This is a genomic window from Georgenia sp. H159 (assembly GCF_035607575.1).
Taxonomy (GTDB): domain Bacteria; phylum Actinomycetota; class Actinomycetes; order Actinomycetales; family Actinomycetaceae; genus Oceanitalea.
The window spans coordinates 785,708-808,699 of record NZ_JAYDZY010000001.1; the positions used below are offsets into that span (position 1 = coordinate 785,708).

Annotated in this window: 16 protein-coding genes; 7 read left to right on the top strand and 9 right to left on the bottom strand. The window is 71.5% G+C overall.

Translation table 11 applies throughout. The features are described from left to right. The first annotated feature begins 110 nt into the window (after nt 1-110). From VR894_RS03635 to VR894_RS03645, 3 genes are read left to right on the top strand one after another with little or no spacing between them, the layout of a single operon-like run. On the top strand, nt 111-1,604 hold the full coding sequence (locus tag VR894_RS03635) for an alpha-N-arabinofuranosidase (protein WP_324649946.1): 1,494 nt from the start codon (nt 111-113) through the stop codon (nt 1,602-1,604). Nucleotides 1,605-1,648: 44 nt separating this feature from the next. Continuing rightward, nucleotides 1,649-2,653, top strand: a complete 1,005-nt coding sequence (locus VR894_RS03640; RefSeq protein WP_324649948.1) for a LacI family DNA-binding transcriptional regulator — start codon at nt 1,649-1,651, stop codon at nt 2,651-2,653. Nucleotides 2,654-2,713: 60 nt separating this feature from the next. Beyond that, nucleotides 2,714-3,154: a hypothetical protein gene (locus VR894_RS03645; RefSeq protein WP_324649949.1), complete on the top strand. Its 441-nt coding sequence runs from the start codon at nt 2,714-2,716 to the stop codon at nt 3,152-3,154. Between the two features lie 446 nt (nt 3,155-3,600). On the opposite strand, the gene VR894_RS03650 is transcribed toward VR894_RS03645, so the two are convergent. The 3 genes from VR894_RS03650 to VR894_RS03660 form a co-directional block, all read right to left on the bottom strand. Beyond that, nucleotides 3,601-5,778 (bottom strand): OmpL47-type beta-barrel domain-containing protein, encoded by a 2,178-nt coding sequence (locus tag VR894_RS03650; RefSeq protein ID WP_324649950.1) that lies wholly within the window; start codon nt 5,776-5,778, stop codon nt 3,601-3,603. A gap of 82 nt (nt 5,779-5,860) precedes the next feature. After that, nucleotides 5,861-9,775, bottom strand: coding sequence for a ThuA domain-containing protein (locus VR894_RS03655; RefSeq protein WP_324649951.1), 3,915 nt, complete (start codon nt 9,773-9,775; stop codon nt 5,861-5,863). A gap of 150 nt (nt 9,776-9,925) precedes the next feature. Next, nucleotides 9,926-10,951 (bottom strand): multicopper oxidase domain-containing protein, encoded by a 1,026-nt coding sequence (locus VR894_RS03660; RefSeq protein ID WP_324649952.1) that lies wholly within the window; start codon nt 10,949-10,951, stop codon nt 9,926-9,928. 494 nt (nt 10,952-11,445) lie between these two features. Between VR894_RS03660 and VR894_RS03665 the strand changes: the two genes are divergently transcribed. Beyond that, nucleotides 11,446-12,420 (top strand): hypothetical protein, encoded by a 975-nt coding sequence (locus tag VR894_RS03665; RefSeq protein ID WP_324649953.1) that lies wholly within the window; start codon nt 11,446-11,448, stop codon nt 12,418-12,420. Nucleotides 12,421-12,660: 240 nt separating this feature from the next. On the opposite strand, the gene VR894_RS03670 is transcribed toward VR894_RS03665, so the two are convergent. From VR894_RS03670 to VR894_RS03685, 4 genes are all read right to left on the bottom strand, one after another. Next, nucleotides 12,661-14,229 (bottom strand): hypothetical protein, encoded by a 1,569-nt coding sequence (locus VR894_RS03670; RefSeq protein ID WP_324649954.1) that lies wholly within the window; start codon nt 14,227-14,229, stop codon nt 12,661-12,663. Then, nucleotides 14,220-14,687, bottom strand: a complete 468-nt coding sequence (locus VR894_RS03675; RefSeq protein WP_324649956.1) for a hypothetical protein — start codon at nt 14,685-14,687, stop codon at nt 14,220-14,222. The genes VR894_RS03670 and VR894_RS03675 overlap by 10 nt, the downstream gene beginning before the upstream one ends. Before the next feature lie 622 nt (nt 14,688-15,309). Continuing rightward, complete coding sequence (locus VR894_RS03680) at nt 15,310-17,109, bottom strand: gamma-glutamyltransferase family protein (RefSeq protein WP_324649957.1); 1,800 nt, start codon at nt 17,107-17,109, stop codon at nt 15,310-15,312. Nucleotides 17,110-17,158: 49 nt separating this feature from the next. Beyond that, nucleotides 17,159-18,682: an HNH endonuclease signature motif containing protein gene (locus VR894_RS03685; RefSeq protein ID WP_324649958.1), complete on the bottom strand. Its 1,524-nt coding sequence runs from the start codon at nt 18,680-18,682 to the stop codon at nt 17,159-17,161. Nucleotides 18,683-18,807: 125 nt separating this feature from the next. On the opposite strand from VR894_RS03685, the gene VR894_RS03690 reads away from it, so the two are divergent. Then, entirely contained in the window at nt 18,808-19,440 is a 633-nt protein-coding gene (locus tag VR894_RS03690; protein ID WP_324649959.1) for a class I SAM-dependent methyltransferase, read from the top strand. Here the strand turns inward: VR894_RS03690 and VR894_RS03695 are convergent. Next, a complete protein-coding gene (locus VR894_RS03695) occupies nt 19,406-20,425 on the bottom strand; it encodes an LLM class flavin-dependent oxidoreductase (RefSeq protein WP_324650055.1) in 1,020 nt (339 codons plus the stop codon). The genes VR894_RS03690 and VR894_RS03695 overlap by 35 nt on opposite strands. 94 nt (nt 20,426-20,519) lie before the next feature. Here VR894_RS03695 and VR894_RS03700 point away from each other — a divergent pair, with 94 nt between their 5' ends. After that, nucleotides 20,520-21,374, top strand: coding sequence for an SDR family NAD(P)-dependent oxidoreductase (locus tag VR894_RS03700; RefSeq protein WP_324649960.1), 855 nt, complete (start codon nt 20,520-20,522; stop codon nt 21,372-21,374). 51 nt (nt 21,375-21,425) lie between these two features. On the opposite strand, the gene VR894_RS03705 is transcribed toward VR894_RS03700, so the two are convergent. Next, nucleotides 21,426-22,352 (bottom strand): helix-turn-helix transcriptional regulator, encoded by a 927-nt coding sequence (locus VR894_RS03705; protein WP_324649961.1) that lies wholly within the window; start codon nt 22,350-22,352, stop codon nt 21,426-21,428. 122 nt (nt 22,353-22,474) lie between these two features. Between VR894_RS03705 and VR894_RS03710 the strand changes: the two genes are divergently transcribed. After that, nucleotides 22,475-22,900, top strand: a complete 426-nt coding sequence (locus VR894_RS03710; protein WP_324649962.1) for a VOC family protein — start codon at nt 22,475-22,477, stop codon at nt 22,898-22,900. Nucleotides 22,901-22,992: the final 92 nt, after the last annotated feature.

Sequence of the window (22,992 nt, forward strand, 5' to 3'; positions counted from 1 at the left end):
GCGTTGACACGGTGTTCTACATCGATGTAGACATCAGTGCAGAGGCGAGGGCGCGGCGTGAGGGTGGCACCCGCGCCCCTCCGACCACCGGCTCCTCCGAGAGGGACAGCATGCTCGAGTCCACCGTCGTCGTCCGCCCCGACCTCCGCGTCGCGCGCGTCAACCCGCGGACCTTCGGCTCGTTCGTCGAGCACATGGGCCGCTGCGTCTATACCGGGATCTACGAGCCGGGCCACCCCAGCGCTGACGAGAACGGCTTCCGGCAGGACGTCCTCGAGCTCGTCCGGGAGCTGGGCGTGACGGTGGTGCGCTATCCCGGTGGCAACTTCGTCTCGGGCTACCGCTGGGAGGACGGCGTGGGCCCGGTCGACGAGCGGCCCAGGCGGCTCGACCTCGCGTGGCGCCAGCTCGAGACGAACGAGTTCGGCCTCAACGAGTTCATGGCCTGGACGAGGGCAGCGGGGGTGGAGCCGATGATGGCGGTCAACCTCGGCACGCGGGGCATCGCCGAGGCCGTCGACCTGCTCGAGTACGCCAACCACCCCTCGGGCACCCACCTGTCCGACCTCCGCGTCTCGCACGGAGCCCGCGAGCCGCACGGCATCCGGATGTGGTGCCTCGGCAACGAGATGGACGGGCCGTGGCAGCTCGGCCACAAGACCCCGGAGGAGTACGCGCGCCTGGCCGCGGAGACGGCCCGCGCCATGCGCCAGTTCGACGCCGGTCTCGAGCTCGTGGCCTGCGGGAGCTCCGGCCGTGAGATGCCGACGTTCGGCACGTGGGAGACCACCGTCCTGGAGGAGGCGTACGACGTGGTCGACTACGTCTCGGCGCACGCCTACTACCAGCTCGTCGACGGTGACCACGCGAGCTTCCTCGCGTCCTCGACCAACATGGACACCTTCATCCGCGACGTCGTCGCCACCGCTGACCACGTCGGCGCGCGCCTCAACTCCTCGAAGAAGATCACCATCTCCTTCGACGAGTGGAACGTCTGGTACCAGCGTGAGCTCGCCGTCCCCGAGGACTGGACGGTGGCCCCCCGCCTGAGCGAGGAGGCCTACACCGTGCTCGACGCCGTCGTCGTCGGCTCCCTGCTCATCACCTTGCTGCAGCACAGCGACCGGGTGACGGCCGCCTGCCAGGCCCAGCTCGTCAACACGATCAGCCCGATCCGGACCGAGCCCGGCGGCCCGGCGTGGCGGCAGTCGATCTTCTACCCGTTCGCGGAGATGGCCCGCCACGCCCGGGGGGAGGTCATCCGTCCGACCGTCACGGCCCCGACCATGACGACGGCCAAGCACGGCGAGGTTCCGACCCTCGACTGCGTGGCCACCCACGACGCCGACACCGGGACGCTCGCCGTCTTCGTCGTCAACCGCCACCCCGAGGAGGCCACCGAGCTGCGTGTCCCGCTCCGGGACTTCGCGCCCGCGGGGACCGTGCGGGCCGTCTCGATGCACGACGCCGACCGCACCGCAGCGAACACCCAGGAGGACCCGGACCGCGTCCGCCCGCTCCCGCACGAGGCCACGGTCGAGGACGGCGAGCTGCGCTCGGTCCTGCCGGCCGCCTCCTGGAGCATGTTCCTCATCGACGTGTGACCGACGGGCGAAGGCAGGGGGCCGTGGGGAGGCGCGCGGCCACCATGCGCGACGTCGCCGAGCTCGCCGGGGTGTCGGTCAAGACGGTCTCCAACGTGCTCAACGACTACCCCTACATCCGGCCGGCGACCCGGGAGCGGGTGCTCCACGCGGTCGACGAGCTCGAGTACCGGCTCAACACGTCGGCGCGGAACCTGCGCCGAGGCCGCACCGGCCTCATCAGCGTGGCGCTCCCGGAGCTCGCGCTGCCGTACTTCGCCGAGCTCGCCGACGAGATCATCGACGCCGCCGAGGACCAGCGGCTGCGGGTGCTCATCGAGCGCACGGGTGCCGATCCCCAGCGCGAGCGCGAGGTCCTGCGCGACGGTCTGCGGGTGGGTGACGGCCTCATCTTCAGCCCGCTCGGGCTGACCCAGGAGCACGAGCCGGAGCTTCCCGGGGACCTGCCGCTCGTGCTGCTGGGCGAGCGCATCTTCACCGAGCGCTTCGACCACGTGACGATGCAGAACGTCCAGGCCGCCCGCGCCGCCACGACGTTCCTGCTCGAGAAGGGACGACGGCGGGTCGCGGTGCTCGGTGTGCACCCGGGGGAGGTCGGGGGCTCCGCCGGGCTGCGGCTCCGGGGCTACCTCGCGGCGCTGGCGGACGCGGGCCTCGAGCCGGATGCCGACCTCCAGGGCGAGGCGACGTTCTGGCACCGCGACACCGGTGCGCGCGCCATGGCCCAGGTGCTGGACACCGGCGCGCGTCCCGACGCCGTCCTCGCCCTCAACGACGCGCTCGCGCTCGGGGCGCTGCACGAGCTGCAGGTGCGCGGGATCAGGGTGCCCGACGACGTCGCCGTCATCGGCTGGGACGACATCGAGGAGGCGCGGTACTCCACGCCGTCGCTCACGACCGTCGACGCCGGGCGGCGCCTCATCGCGCAGGCTGCGGTGGAGCGGCTCGTCGGGCGGATCGCCGACCCGGACCGCCCGCCGGAGCGCCTCGAGATGCCCTACCGGATCGTCGAGCGCGGGTCGACGGGCGCCGGGGGAGGGGCCGCGTGACGCAGGACGCGTGACGGCACGCCGCGTGACGGCGGCAGCGGGCTCGGCGACAATGGCGCGGTGAGCATCTTCCGACGGCGGCGCACGCCGGAGCTCGCGGCCGACCTCGGCAGCGGGTTCTGGGTCACCGAGGCGCCGGCCATGCAGCACGCGATCCTCGGCGCGCTGACCCGCGCCGAGTCGGCCCGGGCCGTGGTGCCCGTCGAGCTCACCTTCGACGCCGGCGCCGAGGGCCGCGTCGTCGCGCTGTGGCGCAACCTCATCGTCGGGTTCGTCCCCGACGACGTCGCCCCCACCGTGCGGCAGCAGCTCGCCGACGCGGGGGAGGCCAGGCTCGTCACGAGTGGTCTGGCCCTGCCGGAGGGCCGCGAGTGGCGGATCTGGGCGGGGCCACCATGGCTCGAGGGCACGCGGCCGCCCAGCTACCCCGCGTCCACCATCCGCCCCACGCCCCCGGCGATCTTCGGCATCCAGCTCCGCACCCCCGACGCCCCCGCCTGACCCCGACCGCCCCCCGCCCCCCTCATGTGTCGAGAGCGGGGTTGTTGCAATCCTGCTGTCGGTGGGTGGTGGGGCGTGCGTCGCGTTGCCCGGTCGCCCCGCGTCCCTCATGTGTCGAGAGCGGGGTTGTTGCAATCCTGCTGTCGGTGGGTGGTGGGGCGTGCGTTGCGTTGCCCGGTCGCCCCGCGTCCCTCATGTGTCGAGAGCGGGGTTGTTGCAATCCTGCTGTCGGTGGGTGGTGGGGCGTGCGTCGCGTTGCCCGGTCGCCCCGCGTCCCTCATGTGTCGAGAGCGGGGTTGTTGCAATCCTGCTGTCGGTGGGTGGTGGGGCGTGCGTTGCGTTGCCCGGTCGCCCCGCGCCCCACATGCGTCGAGAGCGGGATTGTGTCCTGGACACAATCCCGCTCTCGACGAGGCCCGGGTGGGGGTCGGAGTACCGTCAGGTAGTTACTTTCCGACGTCCGAGCGGGCGGCGACCTGGATGATCATCCCGGCCTCCCGGTGGGTGATGACGCCGTCGTCGGCGAGGGGGCGGACGACCTCGACGACGTGCCGGACGAAGTGCCCGTGGGTCGCGTGGTCGCCGTCCTCGTCGATGACGTCGTTGATCGTGCAGCCGTCACCGATGTCGGCGTTGCCAACGCCCGTGTCGATGTCACCGACGACGACGGTCGCCCGGGTGTCGGAGCAGTCGCCCGGTTCGCCGCCGGCCTCCTCGACGATCGTGAGCGTCACCGAGCCCTCGCCGGTGTTGCCGGCGACGTCCGTGGCGCGGAAGTCGACGGTGTGCTCACCGAGCGTGTCCACGGTGATGGGCGCGTCGTAGGTGGTGTACTCGCCGCCGTCGAGGCTGTACTCGACGGTGTCGACGCCGGAGTCGGCGTCGGTGGCGGTGAGGGTGACCGAGGCGGTGGCGATGTAGTTGCCGTCGGCGTCCTGCTCACCGGTGACCTCGGCGGAGACCTCGGGTGCGGTGGTGTCGGGGTCCGGCTCGCCGCCGCCCTCCTCCACGACGGTGAAGGCGATGGAGCCCTCGCCGGTGTTGCCGGCGACGTCGGTGGCCCGGTAGTCGAGGGTGTGCTCACCGAGCTCGTCGACGACGACGGGTGCGGAGTAGGCGGTGAACTCGCCGCCGTCGAGGGAGTACTCGACGGTGTCGACGCCGGAGTCGGCGTCGGTGGCGGTGAGGGTGACCGAGGCGGTGGCGATGTAGTTGCCGTCGGCGTCCTGCTCACCGGTGACCTCCGCGGAGACCTCGGGTGCGGTGATGTCGGGGCCGGGCTCGCCGCCGCCCTCCTCGACGATCGTCAGCGTCACCGAGCCCTCGGCGATGTTGCCGGCGACGTCCGTGGCGCGGAAGTCGACGGTGTGCTCGCCGACCTCGGAGAGCGTGATCGCCGCGTGGTAGTGCGTGTACTCGCCACCGTCCACGGCGTACTCGATCATCTCGACGCCGGAGTCTGCGTCGGTGGCGGTGATGCTCACAGAGGCGGAGCCGATGTAGTTGCCGTCGGCGTCCTGCTCACCGGTGACCTGCGCGGAGACGTCCGGTGCGGTGGTGTCGGGGTCCGGCTCGCCGCCCCCCTCCTCGACGATCGTCAGCGTCACCGAGCCCTCGCCGGTGTTGCCGGCGACGTCCGTGGCGCGGTAGTCGAGGGTGTGCTCACCGAGCTCGTCGACGACGACGGGTGCGGAGTAGGCGGTGAACTCCCCGCCGTCGAGGCTGTACTCGACAGTGTCGACGCCGGAGTCGGCGTCCGTGGCGCTGATGGTCACCGAGGCCGAGCCCAGGTAGTTGCCGTCGGCGTCCTGCTCACCGGTGACCTCCGCGGAGACGACCGGTGCGGTGGTGTCGGGGTCCGGCTCGCCGCCCCCTTCCTCGACGACGGTGAAGGAGACGGAGCCCTCGCCGGTGTTGCCGGCGACGTCGGTGGCCCGGTAGCCGACGGTGTGCTCACCGAGCGTGTCCACGGTGATGGGTGCGTCGTAGGTGGTGTACTCGCCGCCGTCGAGGCTGTACTCGACGGTGTCGACGCCGGAGTCGGCGTCGGTGGCGGTGAGGGTGACCGAGGCGGTGGCGATGTAGTTGCCGTCGGCGTCCTGCTCACCGGTGACCTCGGCGGAGACCTCGGGTGCGGTGGTGTCGGGGTCCGGCTCGCCGCCGCCGCCGTCGGTGACGACGAGCTCACCGACCATCATCCCGTGCCCGGGGATGGCGCAGAAGTAGCGGTAGGTACCGGGCGTCAGGGTGATCTCGGCCTCGTAGTACCCGCCGTTCGCGTCGTACGGGTTGGCGACGATGTTGAGGTCGACGTCGTGGTTGTAGCCGGGCGTGGACGTGTCGAAGGTGAGGGTGTGGGGCATGCCGGTGGTGTTCCCGGCATCGACGCTGTTGTCGAAGATGACCGTCGCGGTCCCGGCCACCGCGCCGTCGGGGACGGTGAGGTAGTCGGTGACGCTGTTGCCCGCGGTCCAGGTGAGGACCTGGTCCGCGGCGGTGGCGGTCGACGGGACGAGCGTGAGGCCGGTCAGCGCGGCGAGGAGGGCGACGACGATCCGGCGGAGGGTTCCCCGACGCTGTGCTCGGGGCTGGTCGGTACTGGGGGACATGACGTGCTGGGACATGAGAGCAGTGCACCTTTCAGTGCTCAGGAACAGGGGGGACCGGTGCGGCGGGCGAGGTCCGCCCGCCGCACCGGTCGGCGACCTAGGACAGGTCCATCACGCGGACGTTGCGGAACTCCATGAGGTCGTTGTTGCCGTGGTTCTGCAGGCCGATGAACCCGCTGGCGAACTGCCGCAGATCCGTCGGGGGGTCGCCGGCGCGCGACGACTCCTGGCCGGGCGAGTTCTCGAACTCGTTGATGACCTCGCCGTTGCGCAGGATCGTGTACTGCTGCCCGACGACGCGGATCTCGTAGTCGTTCCACTCACCCTTCGGGGTCACACCGGCGTCGTCGAGCCCGACCGGGTCGAAGTTGTACACCGACCCCGTCTTCTGCGGCTCACCGGTGGGACCGTCGTAGAGCTGGATCTCGTGGCCGCAGCTGATGGCCACCCACGCCTCCGACTGGCCCTCCCCGCACTCCGGCTGCTCCTCGGCAGTCGGGTCCGGGAAGCGCACGAACACGCCACTGTTGGCGTAGGCGTCACCCTCGGAGACGTCGCGGAACTGCAGCTTGAGGGAGAAGTCCTCGAACTCCTCGGCCTCGTACCACAGCATCCCGAGACCACCCCGGCTGAGGATCGAACCGCCGTCGAGCAGCTCGAAGTGCCCGCCCGGGGCCTGCCGCCAGTCCTCGAGGGACTCGGCCGTGCCGTCGAACAGCCACCGGTAGCCGGTGTCGCCGGGCTTGCCGACGTCGGAGCGGGCCGCCGCGTTGCTCAGCCGGCCGCCGTCACGCGCGGCGAGCTCGCCGTCGTTGCGGAGCTGGCGGACCAGCTCGTTGACGTGCCGGACGAACGCGCCGTGGTTGTCCCACTCGCCCTCGTCGTTGATGAGGTCGGCGATGGTGCAGCCACCGAGGTCGGTGTTCGGGACGCCGGTGTCGACGTCACCGATCCACACGGTGTCCCGGGCGTCGGGCACCGCGCACTCGATGGCGGCGACGGTCTGCACCGTCTCCACCGTGCCGTCGGCGTAGGTCACCGTCAGCGTCACGTCGTAGCTGTCGACGCGCTCGTAGGTGTGCCGCGGGTCGGCCTCGGTGGACGTGGTGCCGTCCCCGAAGTCCCACTCCCAGGCCACGCCACCGGACCGGGATCCGCTGAACTGCACCGTCAGCGGGTCGCTCTGCACGCTCGCCGCGGTCGCGGTCGGCACCGGGGTCGCCGGGCCACCGGTGTAGACGACGCGGATGAGCTTCTGGTTGTCGTGCAGGGTGAAGAACGCGCTGCCGTAGTCGAGCATGTACAGCGCACCGTCGGGCCCGAACTCCGCGTCCATCCAGCTCTGCAGCTGGTTGCTGCCGTTGCCGCCGCGGATGATGTGGCGCAGGTCCTCCGCGAACGCGGGCGGCGCCTGCTCCTCGATGCCGTCCGGGTTGGGCGTCACGGCGACCCGGTTGTTCGGGTTGGTCTGGTCACCGATGAGCCACTTGCCCTCCCAGTACTCCGGCCACGCGACGTCGCTGTCCTCCGTCACCTGCGAGGTGCGGTAGGTGGGGCCCGACATGATCGCCTGCCCGCCACCACGGAGGTAGGGCTGGGTGTAGGTGACCTCGTCCTCCTCGTAGCTGGGGATGCCGTTCTCGTCGCGCGGGAAGATCGGGCCGCCCCCGCCGGGGGAGTACCAGATCATGTTGTCCCGGGCGTCGGGGATGTCCACCAGGCCGGTGTTGCGCGGCGAGGTGTTCTCCAGGTTGTCGCAGTCGTACCAGTCGGTGAGGACGCTGGCGTCCTCGTTGCTCCGGTCGCGGTACGGCTGGCGGTCACCCATGCAGTACGGCCAGCCCTGGTTGCCGGCGGAGGTGATGATGGTCGCCGTCTCGTACTTGGCCGGGCCCAGCTCCGGGTCCGGGCCGAACGCGTCCGGGCCCACCCAGGCGGTGGTCACCCAGTCGGTGTCGGGGTCGACCTGCAGCCGGGACGGGTTGCGCAGCCCCATGACGTAGATCTCGGCGAGCGTCTTGCCGCCGCCCTCCTCCTGCCCCGTGAACAGGTTGCCCTCGGGGACGGTGTAGGTGCCGTCGTCCTCGGGGTGGATCCGGATGATCTTGCCGTTGAGGTCGTTGGTGTTGCCCGACGTGCGGCGCGCGTCCTGGAAGGAGATCCCGGCGAACTCCTGGGTCCAGTTGTTGCCGGAGTAGCCGTCCGAGCCCTGGGAGGAGTTGCTGTCACCGGTGGAGACGTAGAGGTTGCCCTCGCTGTCGAAGTCCATGCCACCACCCGCGTGGCAGCAGCTGTGGATCTGCGTCTCCCACTCGAGCAGGTCCACCCGGGTGTCCTGGTCGATGCCCGGGCCCTCCGGGTCGTAGGTGAACCGGGAGATCGTGCGCATGCCCACCTGGTTCTCGGTGTCGATCGAGTCGTAGGGCATCCAGTAGACGTAGAGCCAGTTGTTCTCCGCGAAGTCGGGGTCCGGCTCGATGCCGAACAGGCCCTCCTCGCTCTTGACCAGCTCGCCACCGCTGCCGCGGTTGCCGAAGACGTCGAGCACGGTCAGCAGGGTGACCTCACCGGTCTCCGGGTCCCACTGGTGGATGCTGCCGCAGCCCAGGCCCACGTTCGGGTCGTCCCACGAGGGGATCGGCCCGCTCGGGCAGGCGCCGCGGCCGACGTAGAAGATCGTGCCGTCCGGGGCGGCGCTGAGGCCGTGAGACTCACCGATCTGGTCGAGCTCGCCCTCGGCGTTGGGTTCCGTGAGCCGCTCGATCTCGTAGTTCGAGCCGATCGTGGCCTGGCAGTCCCCGCGGACCATGCCGGTGGACCACTCGATGGCGCCGAGCAGGTGGCTGCGGAAGGCGTCCTCCGCGTAGCTCTCGGCCGTGCCGCCCATCCCGGTGTAGAAGGAGCGTCCGCCGTCGTAGTCGCGGCACCACGAGATCGGGTGGAACGCGCCGTTGCCGGTGTCGCCCGCGTCGTAGTCCCACTCCTGGACCTGGGCGACGGTGTGGACCTCACCGATCGGGTTCGGGTCCCAGTTGTGCCACTTGTCCGAGCGGGTCCAGTTGAGCGGCAGGCCCTCGTTGGCGGGGTGCTGGCGGTCGACGACGTTGACCGTCGCCTCCTGCACCGGGATCTCCACCTCCGGCGGGTCGATCGACTCGTCGGTGAACAGCAGCCAGTCGGCGAGCTGGGTCAGCGGGTCGCCGGCGTTCTCGGTGATGTCCAGCCGGTAGTGGGCGTAGGCCTCCTCGTTGTCGAGCTCGTACTCCTTGCGCATGAAGCGCTGGGAGAACTCGTCGCTGCGGGTGTCCAGGTCCACCCAGGTCTCACCGTCCGCGGACGCCTGCAGCGTCCACGTCTGCGGGTCGCGGCCGGTGAAGTCGTTGGCCGACGTCAGCACGTAGTGGGAGACGACGGCGGGCTCGGCGAGCTCGAGGGTGAGCGTGGCCGTCGGCTCGAAGGCGAGCCACTTGGTGTTCTCGTCGTCGTCGATGAGGTTGACGGCCACCTCGTTGGGCGGGTTCTCGGCGGTCGCGGAGATCGCGGAGACCTCCTCCGGGACCGGCCGTGTGCCCGCGGGCCGGGTGCCGATGAGACCGGTGAACCACTGCGAGGTGTCCTGCGCGTTGGCGGCGTCACGGATCCCCAGGAAGCCTCCGCCGTCGTTGACGAAGTCCTGGAGCGCGGCCTCCTGCGCGCCGTCGAGGTCGCGTCCCTCGGCGGAGAGGAAGACGACGCCGCGGTAGTTGGCGAGGTTCTCCTCGGTGAAGTCCGCCGGGTCGCTCGAGGTGGTGACGGCGAAGCCGTTCTCCGCGCCGAGGGCCGCGATGGTGTCGGCCGCCTCGACGACGGGGTCGTCCTGCTCGGCCGGGTCACCGTGGAAGACGAGGACGTTGACGCCCTGTGCGTCGGCCTCCTGCTGGGCGCCGACGTCGCCGCGGACCTTGGCGAGGCTCGTCGCCGTGTCCGGGCTTCCTGGTCCGGCGAGGGCGGGCGCCGCCGTCATGCTGAGCATGAGGCCGGCGCTCGCGGTGAGTACTCCCGCGCGTCTGAGACGGCGGGTCCGGGCAGCTCGGCGGCTACCGGGTAGGTCTCTTCGTGTCGTGCTCAAATCTCCCCCTTTGGAGTACAACATCGTCGGCGGTGTTGCCGATGACCTGACGTGCTAGCGGTGGCCTCCCCCCTCGTGGTGGTGGAACCAGTCGATGGACTCCTGGGCGCCGGCGGGCATGCTCCCGTCCGCGTTGCGGACGAGGAAGATGCCGGCCATGCCGCCGTCGGAGTGGAACTGGACGTGGCAGTGGTACATCCACGCGCCGGGGCCGACGTCCTCGCCGGCGATCACCTGGAACCCGAAGGACTCGCCCGGGTTGAGGTCCTTGTTGTCGATGATCTGGCTGGGGTCGCGCGGGCCCTCGAGGTAGCCCGTGCGGTTGTTGGCCCAGCGGTGCGCGTGGAGGTGGAACGTGTGGAACATGTCGCCGTGGCCGATGCAGATGAACTCCACGGTCTCGCCGTGGTTCGCCTCGAACATCGGGGTGTTCGGCGCGGTCTTGTTGTTGATGAGCATCCCGTTGAAGACCACGGTGAACTGCCTGTCGGGGAGGATGTCGCCCCGACGGCGCACGACGAGCCCCCCGTACAGGCCGGCCTGCAGCCCGCCGGTGCCGTGCGGTGTGCCCATGGCGTGGTCGTGGTAGTGCCAGTACCCCGCCGTCCCGGGACGGCTGAACCGGCCGAGGGACTTCTCGCCGGTGGTGCGCCAGACGTACGTGCGCGTCTCACCCGGCCGGTTGTAGGAGTTGTTCATGGGCGAGCCGTCGGAGGTGGTCTCGTACAGCACCCCGTGGGGGTGGATGGAGACGTCACGGTCCGTCGTGTTGACGAGCGTGATCTCCATCGTGTCGCCCTCGTACATCTCCAGGACGGGGCCCGGGATGGTGGCCTTGCCGGGCTCGAGCCCGTAGCCCACCTGGCCGCCGCCGAGGTCCTCGACGTACATCGTCTTGCGGTGGACCGTCCCCGGTGGGCCGTTCGCGGCGAGCCGTGCGCTCGACGGCGGGACGGCGGCGACGGCGGACGGTCCGAGTGCGGCGGTGGTCGCCGGCACGAACAGGGCGGCGGCGGCGCCCGTGAGCATGGCGCGTCGCGAGAACCCGCCCTCGGCGGGTCGGTGTGCGGTGTCAGTCATTGAGCTCCCCCGGCTTGGCAGACACCTCGGTCGCGCACCCCGTCGGTAGGTTCCCCCGACGACGACGTGCGATGGCGCGCGTCGCTGCGACTACCGAGGCTCTGAGGCATTCACCAAAACACCCCGACCGTAGAGCCACTTCTGATGAACGTCAAGCAAAAGCAGGTCATCGGATGTCAATGGTGGGTGTTCTGTTGTTCCGTCAAGTGGCGCTTCTGCGTACTCGGCGATCAAAGGGGGTTGCCGATTTTCGTATTTGGTTGTTGACTCTCCGTCGGGGGTGCCCCGACAGCGATGTCGTCAACGGGGCAGAAGTGCCGATGAGGTCAACAGTCACGCGCTCGAGGTGCGCTGCCGGTGAGGTACCGGCAGCGCCAGGCCCGTCTCCGCGGAGCCAGACGAGTCCACGGTGCCACTCCCACCGTCCACCGCCCAGCGCACCGGTCGCCGCTGCGTCCTGCCCGGGTATCTCGTCTCAGCACTAGGAGAAAACGATGCGAAAGAGACTGACCAGCGTCCTGATCGGAGGACTGGCGCTCGCGGGTTTCGGGGCGATCGGCCCCGCACAGGCCGCCCTGACCACCCACTGCGTGGGTGAGGCCGCCGGCGTGACCGTGCCCGGTGACCTCCTCGTCCCGGCAGGGAAGGCGTGCTCCCTGGACGACGTCGTCGTCACCGGCAACGTGCGCGTCGCCGCCGGAGCGGACCTCGTCGCGAGCGGGCTGACCGTCAACGGCAACGTCGCCGTCCAGAGCGAGGGCTACCTCGACCTCGTGGAGTCCACCGTCGCCGGGAACGTCGTCAACCGTGGCGCCTTCGGCGTCTACCTCGACTACACCGACGTCAACGCCTACACCGCCACTGCCGACGTCAACCCCGAGACGTTCCTGTGGACCGAGGGGGCGACGTTCAACGGGCGCGTCGCGGCAACCGGTGGCTCCGTGCTGTTCGACAGCACGGTCGCGCAGCGGTTCGTGCAGACGACCGACACGCTCTACACCGACGTCGTCGACTCGGTCGTCGCCGGGACCCTGACCGTCACCGGCGCCGAGTTCGGCGCGACGGTGTGCGGCAGCGAGGTCGACGGGCACGCGACCTTCGCGAGCAACGGCGTCGGCGTCCAGCTCGGGGCCGGCGGCGCGCTCTCGGAGTGCGAGTACGGCACGAGCGTCTGGGGCGGCAACGTCCTGATCTCCGGGACCACCGGCCTCGCCGAGGTGTCGGACAACATCATCCGCGGCAACCTCGCGGGGACCGGCAACGAGTCCGTCGCCGTCGGCGAGAACCGGGTGCGCGGCGAGCTCCAGGGGCAGTTCGCCGAGCAGGCCGAGCAGCGCATGATGCGGATGCTCGAGGCGCAGCCGGACGGTGAGGCGGACGCCGAGCGCGACGTGCTCGAGCAGCTGCGCACCGAGCGGCTCGGCAAGGCGGAGCAGTCCGCGGAGGTCGCGGGTCCCGCGAACCTCTGACCGCTGCTGCGTGGCTCGGGGCCGACCGGCTCCGTGCGCGAGTGATGGAACGGGGCTCTGCGCCTGGGTGCAGAGCCCCGTTCGGCCGCGGGCACCGTGAGAATCTTGCGGACCGCGCGAGGGTTTCGGGTGCTACGCGAGGGTTTCGGGTGCCGCGCGACGGTCGTGTGAACCGCGACGGTCTCGCGCGCCGCATGAGGGTCTCGGATGCCGCGGTGGAGCGAGCCTGCTCGCCGACGCTCAGCGGGCAGCCTCGGCTCGGGGCGGTAGCCGCCACCTCTGTGGTTCCAGGCGTCCGAACCCGGTGAGGAGCTCGACGACGACGAGGTCCTCGGCCGACTCGCGCGAGACGATGAGACTGGTGAGGAAGAGCGGGACGAGTGCTCCGGGGCTCGAGCCGAGGATGGCGTCGAACCCGTTCGCGAGCATGCCGGTGAGGTGCGGCGCTCCCTCGGCCAGTGTCCGGCGGCCCGCGTCGGCGGCCGCGGGCGTTGGCCCCGTCGCCGCAGCGGCCGCGGAGGTGATCGCCAGCGCCTGGCTCAACGGGTGCATCTCCGTCCGGTCGGCCGGCGGGGTGAAGGCCTCGAGGAGGTTCGCAACGAGCAGTCCGCCGTCCACCGAGTGCGACGGGGAGAGCAGCCGGGTGCTCAGCCGGAGGTCTGTCCATCTCACCAGGCCCGATGAGTCCGTGATGCACCGAAGCTGTGCGTCCCCCGTCCGGCCGGTGATCGTGAAGCCACGGAGGGTGGCGTCCTCGCGGAACGGTTCGGGTGGCAGCTCCGCCGTGGTCGTGCCGAACGCGCGCAGCGCGTCGGCCAGGCCGACGTGCTGCTCGATCCCGTTGGCTCTGGCCCATGCGAAGGACGGCACCATCGCGAACCGTGCCACCCGGAGGAACTCCTCCTCGGTGATGGTCCAGTACCCAGGATGCGTGATGTCGTGGTCCCGCGCCGCCTTGATCCCGAGGGTGTTGTTCTCCTCGCACAGCAGCGACCGACCGCCCCAGGGGTCGATGAAGCCGACGCGGCCGTCGTAGGAGAACAGAGCGCTGACGACGTGCCCGCCACGACCCGTGTCCACGCCCAGCGACAGGGCGGCCGGACGGCTCTTGCCGTCGATGAAACCTCCGCCGGCGCGAAGGACCGTCCGCACCGCCTCGAGCAGCTGCGGCGGGGCAAGGGACTGCCGGTAGGGGATGCGGGTGACGTCCTCCAGTGCGTCGGCGTTGAGCAGGCACATCCACGGCGTCATCGTCTGGTCGAAGAGCTGACGCCAGAGGACCTCGACCGGAAGTCCGGGCGGTGCCGCATACTCGAGGATTCTCGGGTCGTAGATGTTCCACGGCATCGCCTCCTGTGGCGCGCGTGGTTTCTCCCTGCCGTAGTCGTCGGGTGCGACCGCACGCGGGAGTACGGCGGCGACGAGAATCGTCGCCAGGTCGCCCAGCGTGGTCGACCGGCCGCGGCCGTCCGGCTCGGCGGACTCGGCGGAGTCGTCGAGGTCGATGCGACCGGTCGCGTCGTCCACGGCCACGTGCCTTGCCACCATCGGCCCAGTGTTCGCGCGAAGCAGGAGAAGGGGTCTGGCGGGATGCCTGCCGACATCGGTTCGCGTCAGCCACTGGAGGATCTGCACCGCGGTCCACAGCTCGACGGTGCGATCCCCCATGCGCGCGCGACCGGTGGCGTCGTCGGCGACGAGCACCGCGGCCGCGGCCCCCGTCTCGCGCTCCCACTCCATGACGAGGTCGGCCAGCGTGCGGCCGCCCGGGCCGCACGGTCCCGAGCCCAGGTCCACGATCACGTCCACAGGAGCACCCCCCACAGTGCGGTGCTGGCGGCCGTTGCGGCCAGCAGCAACCCGGTCGCCACGGTGACCCGACGTTGGGTGCGCAGCAGGTAGCTCCGGCGGGAGTCGGCGTAGCCCGCCTCGTCGGGGGAGTCGAGCGTCGGCCGCAGGCTCCAGACGTAGGCGGTTGCTGCCAGCACGAGCAGCAGTGGTGGCAGCAGAGCGATCCAGCGGAACTCCGGCGCGAGCCCTTCCGGGTCGAGGTACTCCAGGACGGTGTAGTACACCGCAATGCCACCGGTGCTGACGGTCAGCATCGTGGTGGAGAAGGTGCGGAGGGTGGCGATGGAGTTCTGACGGACGGTCGTGAGCTCCTCGACGAGCCACGAGCGATCCGCCGGTGGGCGGTCCGCAGGTGTTCGGTCCGCCGGTGGGCGATCTGCCGTGGGGCTGCCGGGCCCCTGGTCGACGTCCCTCACCTCCTGCGCTGACCCAAGTGCGCGGACAGTCGCGGTGAGCCCGACCAGGCGCTCGCCGGCCTCGACGGGGACGCGGAGGGCAACCTTCCCCTCTTCCCCCGTGTCCGGGCAGCGGAGTTGCGCGGACCAGAGCGCAGCGGACGATGCGCCGCTGCCGCCGAACAGGAGCGGCTGTGGCTCCACGGATATCGACGCGTCGGCCACGTGCCTGCCGCCGCACCGCGGGCACTCGAACTCGATGCTTAGGTCGCGCTGCCGGACGGCTTCGCCCACCGGCTCCACCTCCCCCACGGAGTCGCACCTGCGCTGCCGTGCGAGCCCACGACGGTGCGGGCGAGGCGAGCATGCGCTCGCGTGCAGTTTAGCGTCGCGGTCCTCGGCGTGGGAGGGGCGCTGACCCGTCGACGGACACAATCCCGCTGTCGGCGGTGGGGAGGTTGGCCCGTGGGCGGACACAAGTCCGCTGTCGGCGGTGGGGAGGTTGGCCCGTGGGCGGACACAAGTCCGCTGTCGGCGTTGGGTGGGGTGAGCCCGTGGGCGGACACAACTCCGCTGTCGGCGTTGGGTGGGGTGGGCCCGGGGTGGGGTGGGCGCGCGGTCGGTGGGCCCGTGGTCGGGGGAGTCACCGGCCGGCGGCGTAGCCCTGCATGCCTCGCGGGTTGGCGGCGGCACCGAGCAGGCCGGACGCGGGGTCCCGGGTGACGGCCGAGAGTCGCCCGAGCGACCAGTCCCCGGCGCGAGTGACACGGTGGCCACGGCGTTCGAGGTCGGTGATGACCTCCTCGCCCAACCGGTCCTCGACGACCGCCCGGGCGGGGTCCCAGGTGCGCGGCCAGAAGGAGTCGGGCATCGAGCGGGTGTGGAAGGTCGGGGCGTCGATCGCCTGCTGTGGCGTGTAGCCGCCGACGATGGTGCGGAGCAGGTAGAGCAGCTGCCACTGGTCCTGCTGGTCACCTCCCGGTGAGCCGAGCGCCGTCACGGCCTGGCCGTCGCGGAGCACGAGGGTGGGTGTCAGCGTGGTCCGTGGTCGCCGGCCCGGCTCGAGCGACGACGACGCCCCCTCTTCCAGCCACATCATCTGCAGCCGGGTGCCCAGGCAGAAGCCGAGCTCGGGGATGGTGGGGGAGGACTGCAGCCAGCCGCCCGAGGGCGTCGCCGAGATCATGTTGCCCCACCGGTCGACGACGTCGACGTGGCAGGTGTCCCCGCGCTGCGTCCCGGTGGGGGAGACGGTCGGCTCGCCGACACCCGCGGTGGCCGCAGCCGTGTAGGTCTCGCGCAGTGGAGGGGCGAAGGGCTGTCGTCCCGGGACGCGGCCGGGACGGAGCTCGGCGCTCGCGGTCTCGCCGATGAGGGCGCGCCGCTCCATCGCGTACCCCGGGGAGAGGAGATGGTCGAGCGCGGCCCGGGCTGCGTCGTCGTCGCCGTAGTAGGCGTCGCGGTCGGCGAGGGCGAGCTTGAGGACCTCGAGGACGGTGTGCGCGCCGACGGCGGTCGACGGGTCGAGGCGTGCGTCGTCGAGCCCGTCGAGAACGGTGAGCATCTGCAGCAGTGCCGGGCCCTGCCCCCACGGGCCGGTCTTGGCGACGGTGTAGCCGCGGAACTCGGCCGTGACGGCTGGCTCGTACCCGGCGGTGAAGGCGGCGAAGTCCCTGGCTGTGATGACGCCGGCGTAGGTGCCGCCGTCGGAGTGCCGGTGCGGCTGCGCGGCGAACGCTGCGGCAGCCTCGGCGACGAAACCCTCCCGCCAGGCGGTGCGGGCGGCCTCGATGCGGGTGACGCGGTCCCCGGAGCCGGCCTCGGCGAGCCGCTCCAGGGTGCGCGCATAGGACTCGTTGCGGACGAGCTCACCGGGCTGGGGCAGCCGCCCGTCCGGGAGCCACTGGGCGGCGGAGGTGGGCCAGTGCTCGGCGAAGAGGTCGCGGACCTGGCCGATCGTGCGACAGACGGCCGGGAGGATCGGGTGGCCGTCGCGGGCGTAGCCGATGGCGGGGGCGAGGACGTCGGTGAGGTCCCACGTGCCGTGGTCGCGCAGCAGGAGGAGCCAGGCGTCGACGGCGCCGGGTACCGCTGCGGCGAGTGCGCCGGCGCCGGGGACGAGGTCGAGCCCGAGCCTGCGGTAGTGCTCCCGGGTGGCGCCTGCAGGCGCGGGACCCTGGCCCATGAGCACGACCGGGTCGCCGGGGGCGTCGGCGGTCACGAAGATCGCCGGCATGTCACCGCCCGGGCCGTTGAGGTGCGGCTCGACGACGTGCAGCACGAAGCCCGCCGCCGTGGCGGCGTCGAACGCGTTGCCGCCGCGCTCGAGCACGGACTGGGCGGTGGCGGTCGCGATCCAGTGGGTCGAGGCGGACATCCCGAAGGTGCCCTGGAGCGTGGGCCGTGTGGTGAAGCTGGGCGGCGGGGTGAACGCGGTCGGCATCGCCTCAGGGTATCGAGGGCTTGGTGGGCAGACCTGTCCCCTGGTCGGTCTAGGCAGGTTCGTCGTCGTGCCGACCGGTGATGAGGTGCCCGTGGCGGTCGTAGAAGTACCATCGGCCCTTGCACCGGACGATCGTGATCGAGTTGGCGTGGATCCAGTCGTGGTGGTGCCAGCAGACGAGGAGCCCGTGCTCGACGCACGTCGGCCCGGTGTCGCGGTACCACTGGAGCGAGTGGTGGATCTCGCCGAAGCCCGGTGGTTCGTCGCAGTCGGGGACCTGGCAGTGCTTGTCCCGGGCGATGATGGCCTTGACCATGTGTGCCGGGAAGATCCGCTGCTCGCGTCCCACGTCCAGAACGGTGGAGTCGGGCCCGAACACCACTCGGGACAGTGCGGAGCCGCAGGCGAGGCGGGCCAGCAGGGCCGGAGGGATCGGGGTGCCGTCCTCGAGAGTGGCCGGCTCGACGCCGATCATGGCCCTGGGGTCGATCGCCGCCGAGATGACGTGGTCGTCGCCGGGCTTCCACTCCTCGAACCACCGCCGGGCCTCGGGCGAGAGCTCGAACAGGTCCTCCTGGCGTCCCGGGTCCCTGGGGCCGCCGACCTGGGTGAAGGTGGAGTCGGTGTAGAAGCCGAAGGCGGCTCCCGGGACGTGTGGGGCGCCGTCGGAGCGCTCCGGGACTACGGGCGAGCCGGTCGCCGCGGCGAGCGCGCGGAGCGTCTCGAGCGACGTCGTCACGGTGAGGTGCGGACGGATTCGCGAGTGTGCTCCCTGGTCTCCGGCGTCCAGGGACTGCCGGGCGAGGGACGTGAGGGCCGCCGCTCGCCGCTGAGCGGGGGTGCGCTGGTCGTCCTTGGCCTTGCGGCCCATGTGGGCACGAAGGGCGGTGGCGACCGTCTGCCCGGAGACCTCGTCGAGCCAGCCGGCCAGGTGGTAGCCGTCGAGCGTGCGGGAGAGCGTGAACTGCTCCTTGGTCCCGGCGTCCCGCCAGGCGCGGTCGGCGGCCTCCGGGTCGGCGGCGATCGCCCAGCTCCTCACCAGCTTCCCGAACGTGCCGGCGTCCATCGAGTGCGCCTGCTCCACGAGGAAGGCCTCGCCGAGGTCCTCGTCCGCGAGCTGCGCGCGGAGCCGGTCCGTGGCGAGCGCCTCACGGACGAGGATCGCCACGTGCTCGGCGCTGATCCTGCCTGCGTCGAGTGCCTCCCGGGCCAGCGGGAGGTGGTCGCGCAGCGCCCTCGCGTGCCTCACCTGGCGGGACGCGGCACCCGCGGTGGTGTCCGTCTGCACCCTCACCCACGCCTGGACCGTGCGCTGACCACCGAGTGCCCACAGTCCGTTGGCCTCGATGGTGCTCAGGACCGTCGAGCGCAGGCCGGACAGCCGCCGGTCCAGCTGCTCGAGCACGCCCAACGCCTCGTGGACCCGGTGGCCGTTGACCTCGTGCCAGCTCCTCCCTGACAGGCTCGCGACCGCCTCGAGGATCGCGTTGAGCTCGTCGACCGGGTCCGCGACAGTCAGGTGGTTGGGGGAGGACGCGCCCCCGTCGACGATCTCCGCGGCCACTGCCCTCACCCCCTTCGAAGCTCTGATGTGCTTCTGGTCACATCCTCTCAGTGACCACTGACATCGGGCAGATGACGGCGATTGACGCGGTTGAGTGCGGTTGTGGACCGTTGGTGTCGCGTACCGTGCCACCCGTGTCGGTCGACCGAGTCCGTGAGGCGTACTCCGCGCGTGCCGACGACTACCGGGACGCCGTCGGGAGCATCGAGCACGCTGCCCGGCACGACCGGGACCACCTGCTCGCGTGGGCGCGCGGTGTCGAGGGCCCGGTCCTCGACGTCGGCTGCGGCCCGGGCCAGTGGACGAGCTTCCTCCACCACGAGGGCATCGACGTCGAGGGCCTCGACCCCGTGGACGCCTTCATCGCGGACGCGCGCACCCGCTACCCGTCCGCCCGCTACCGCACCGGGTACGCGGAGGACCTCGGTGTGGCGGACGGAAGCGTCGGCGGGATCCTCGCCTGGTTCTCCCTCATCCACACCGAGCCGCGCCTCCTCGGTGTCCCGCTCGCGGAGTTCGCCCGTTGCCTGCGCGCGGGAGGGACACTCGTGCTCGGCTTCTTCGTCGGCCCCGACCACGAGCCCTTCGACCACGCCATCACGACGGCGTACACCTGGTCCGTCGACGGGCTCGGGCAGCGTGTGGGCGAGGTTGGGCTCACGGTCGTCGAGGTCCGGACGCGCACCGACCCGGGCGCGCGCCCCGTCGGAGTGCTCGTCGCCGAGCGTCGCGCTACCGCCAGCCCAGCGCCGGGGCGACGTGGGTGAGGACGCTCTCGATGACGTGGGCGTTGTAGTCGACGCCGAGCATGTTCGGGACGGTGAGGAGGACGGTGTCCGCGGCGGCGACGGCCTCGTCCCCTGCCAGCTCCTCGGCCAGCTTGTCCGGCTCACCCGCGTAGGACTTGCCGAAACGGGCCAGCCCTCCCTCGAGGTGACCCACCTGGTCGGTGGACTGGGTGTCGCGCCAGAAGAGTTGCCGGTCGAGGTCGGTGACGAGCGGGAAGATCGACCGGCTCACCGAGACCCGCGGCTCCCAGTCGTGCCCGGCGTCGCGCCACGCGTCGCGGTAGCGCTGGATCTGCTCGGCCTGGAGCTGATGGAAGGGGACGCCGGTGTCCTCGGTGAGCAGCGTGGAGCTCATGAGGTTCATGCCCTGCTGGGCCGTCCACTCGGCGGTGGCACGCGATCCGGCGCCCCACCAGATCCGACGGCGCAGGCCGGGGGAGTGGGGCTCGATGCGCAGCAGCCCGGGCGGGTTGGGGAACATCGGTCGCGGGTTGGGCTCGGCGAAGCCCTCACCCTCGAGCACCTCGAGGAGGCGCTGCGTGTGGTCGCGGGCCATGTCGGCGTCGGACTGGCCGTCGGCGGGGACGTGCCCGAAGTACTCGTACCCACGGATCACCTGCTCCGGTGAGCCGCGGCTGATCCCGAGCTGGAGCCGGCCGCCCGCGATGAGGTCCGCGGACCCCGCATCTTCCGCCATGTACAGCGGGTTCTCGTAGCGCATGTCGATGACGCCGGTGCCGATCTCGATGCGGCTCGTGCGCGCACCGACCGCTGCCAGCAGCGGGAACGGTGAGGCGAGCTGCCGGGCGAAGTGGTGGACGCGGAAGTACGCGCCGTCGGCTCCCAGCTCCTCCGCGGCGACGGCGAGGTCGATGGACTGGAGCAGCGCGTCCGACGCGGACTTCACCCGCGACTGCGGCGAGGCGGCCCAGTGGCCGAAGGACAGGAAGCCGATGTTCTTCATGGCCGGGTCAACGTCGGCCGCGCGCCGGTATTCCGCGCTCCTCAAGAGTGGCGGGGTCCTTCCGCGCGCCACCCGCAAGGAGCAGACTGGGGCGATGACCCCAGCGGGTGAGCGGACAGTTCTCCTCACGGGTGCCTCGACGGGGATCGGTCGTGCCACCGTCACACGCCTCGTGCGTGCGGGGTTCCGGGTCTGGGCGACGACGCGCCGGGACGGGGACGCCCAGCGGCTGCGGGAGGAGCACCCCGGGAAGGTCCGGACCGTGCACCTGGACCTCCTCGACGACGACTCCGTGCGTGCCATGGGCGCGGAGGTGTGCCGGGCCGGTGCGCTGCACGCCGTCGTCAACAACGCGGGAGTCGCGCTGCCCGGACCGCTCGAGCTGGTCCCCGTCGACGTGCTCAGACGCCAGCTCGACGTCAACCTCGTGGGGCAGCTCGCCGTGACGCAGGCGGTGATGCCCGCCCTCTGGCAGGCGCGCGACCAGGGCGACCGGCCGCGCATCGTCATGGTGGGCTCGATCGGTGGGCGCATCGCCGGGCCGGTGCTGGGGCCGTACCACGCGGCCAAGTTCGGCCTCGTGGGTCTCACGGGTGCGCTCCGGGCCGAGCTCGCGCCCTTCGGTGTCCGCGTCGTCCTCGTCGAGCCCGGCATCATCGCCACCCCGATCTGGGAGCGAGGGCTCACCTCGGGGGACGACCTCACGGCGGGCCTGCCCGACGGCGTCGGACGCTACGCCCGACAGGTCGAGCGCGCTCGCCTCTCGGCAGCTCGCAACGCCACGCACGGTGCGCCCGCTGATCTCGTGGCCCGGGCGATCACCGCAGCCGTGACGGCCCGCCGGCCCAGCGCCCGGGTGCTCGTGGGGCGCGACGCCAGGATCACGGCCGCGCTCACGCGGGTGCTGCCCGAGCGGGCGCTCTATTGGATCACCGCGGCCCGATCCTGACCCTGGCGCCACGCCGGCCCGGGACGGCCGGCCCGACGACCCCCCGGCCACTCACCGCCCGTACAGCTCGCCGAGCTCCGCCCCCAGACGCGCGAGCTCGGCACGTACCGCCTCGGGCTCCACCACCTCCACCCCCGCCCCGAAACCCGCCAGCTGCTCGGCCACCGACAGTGCCATGTGCGCCGACACGCGCGCCCGCACCCGACCGTCGTCGTCGGTCCCGACCACGCTGAAGTACCGCCCGAAGTGCCTGCTCAGGATCGGGACCAGACGCTCGGTGACCAGCACGGTGGCGGAGATGCCCGAGCGGCGCTGCTCCACGTCGTCGACCACGCGCTCCCACTCGCGAGAGAGGTCGAGGTCGGCGGGCCGGTCGGCGTCGAGGTCGGTGACGGTGACCTCGCTGATCCGGTCGACGCGGAAGGTCCGCCGTCCTGCGGTGGTCCCGGCGACGAGGTACCAGACGTCGTCCTTGTCGATGAGGCCCCACGGGTCGACGAGGCGTTCGGTGCGTTGACGCGCCCGGTTCTCGTACCGCAGCGAGACCTTCCGTCGACGGACGACGGCGCCTTGGAGCGTGTCCACGAGCACCGGGCGGGTCCGCTCCCGCTCGCCCCACCGCGCCGGATCGACGACGACGGCGTCCGCCGCGGCTTCGGCCTCGGCCCGGAAGGTGGCCGGGAGAGCGAGCATGAGCTTGCGCAGCGCGGACCTGACCGGCGGGGCGAGGGTCGCCGCGGGGCCGGCGAGGAGGAAGAGAGCACGGGCCTCGTCCGCGGTGAGGCCGGTGAGGTCGGTGCGGGCACCGCCGACGAGCGACCACCCGCCACCGCGACCCGGCCGGGAGTAGACCGGGACGCCCGCTGTCGAGAGCGCTTCGAGGTCACGGCGGGCGGTCGCAACGGACACCTCCAGCACAGCGGCCACCTCGGCGGCCGTCACCCGACCGCGCGCCTGCATGAGCAGGAGCGTGGACACCAACCGGTCCGCGCGCATGCCACGAAGACTGCCAGAAAAAGTGCTCAGAAGATGAGCACTTCACCCGCGCATCATGGTTCTGCCGCGGCGGAGATGCCGCCGCGGAGCCCGAAGGAGGAGCCATGTTCCGAGGATTCGCCACGATCAGCTACTACGCCGACGACCTCGCCGCTGCGCGCGAGTGGTACACCGAGCTGCTCGGCGTCGAGCCGTACTTCGCATTCCCCGAGCCGCCCGCGCCGCCGGCCTACCTGGAGTTCCGGATCGGCGACGACCAGGACGAGCTCGGCCTCATCGACCGCAGGTACGCACCGCCCGGAGCGTCGAACGCCGCCGGGGGCGCGGTGACGTTCTGGCACGTCGACGACCTCGCCGGCACCGTCGAGCGGCTGCTCGCCATGGGCGCCACCGAGTACGAGCCGGTGACCCCGCGGTCCGCAGGGTTCGTCACGGCGTCCGTCGTCGACCCCTTCGGCAACGTCATCGGGGTCATGCACAACCCGCACTATCTGGAGATGGTGGAGGCGCGCGCGACGACCTCGGCGTGACCCGTGCCCGATGACCTTTGCCGTCGGCGCTGGTCGACCCATGTACCGGACGTGAGGACCGCGCGCCCTCGCCGCGGCCCGACCGCGGCTCC

Coding starts and splice junctions, on each gene's coding strand:
- VR894_RS03665 (WP_324649953.1), top strand. CDS start 11,446: ATGCGAAAGAGACTGACCAGCGTCCTGATCGGAGGACTGGCGCTCGCG.
- VR894_RS03635 (WP_324649946.1), top strand. CDS start 111: ATGCTCGAGTCCACCGTCGTCGTCCGCCCCGACCTCCGCGTCGCGCGC.
- VR894_RS03680 (WP_324649957.1), bottom strand. CDS start 17,109: ATGCCGACCGCGTTCACCCCGCCGCCCAGCTTCACCACACGGCCCACG.
- VR894_RS03710 (WP_324649962.1), top strand. CDS start 22,475: ATGTTCCGAGGATTCGCCACGATCAGCTACTACGCCGACGACCTCGCC.
- VR894_RS03695 (WP_324650055.1), bottom strand. CDS start 20,425: ATGAAGAACATCGGCTTCCTGTCCTTCGGCCACTGGGCCGCCTCGCCG.
- VR894_RS03640 (WP_324649948.1), top strand. CDS start 1,649: ATGCGCGACGTCGCCGAGCTCGCCGGGGTGTCGGTCAAGACGGTCTCC.
- VR894_RS03700 (WP_324649960.1), top strand. CDS start 20,520: ATGACCCCAGCGGGTGAGCGGACAGTTCTCCTCACGGGTGCCTCGACG.
- VR894_RS03660 (WP_324649952.1), bottom strand. CDS start 10,951: ATGACTGACACCGCACACCGACCCGCCGAGGGCGGGTTCTCGCGACGC.
- VR894_RS03655 (WP_324649951.1), bottom strand. CDS start 9,775: ATGCTCAGCATGACGGCGGCGCCCGCCCTCGCCGGACCAGGAAGCCCG.
- VR894_RS03650 (WP_324649950.1), bottom strand. CDS start 5,778: ATGTCCCAGCACGTCATGTCCCCCAGTACCGACCAGCCCCGAGCACAG.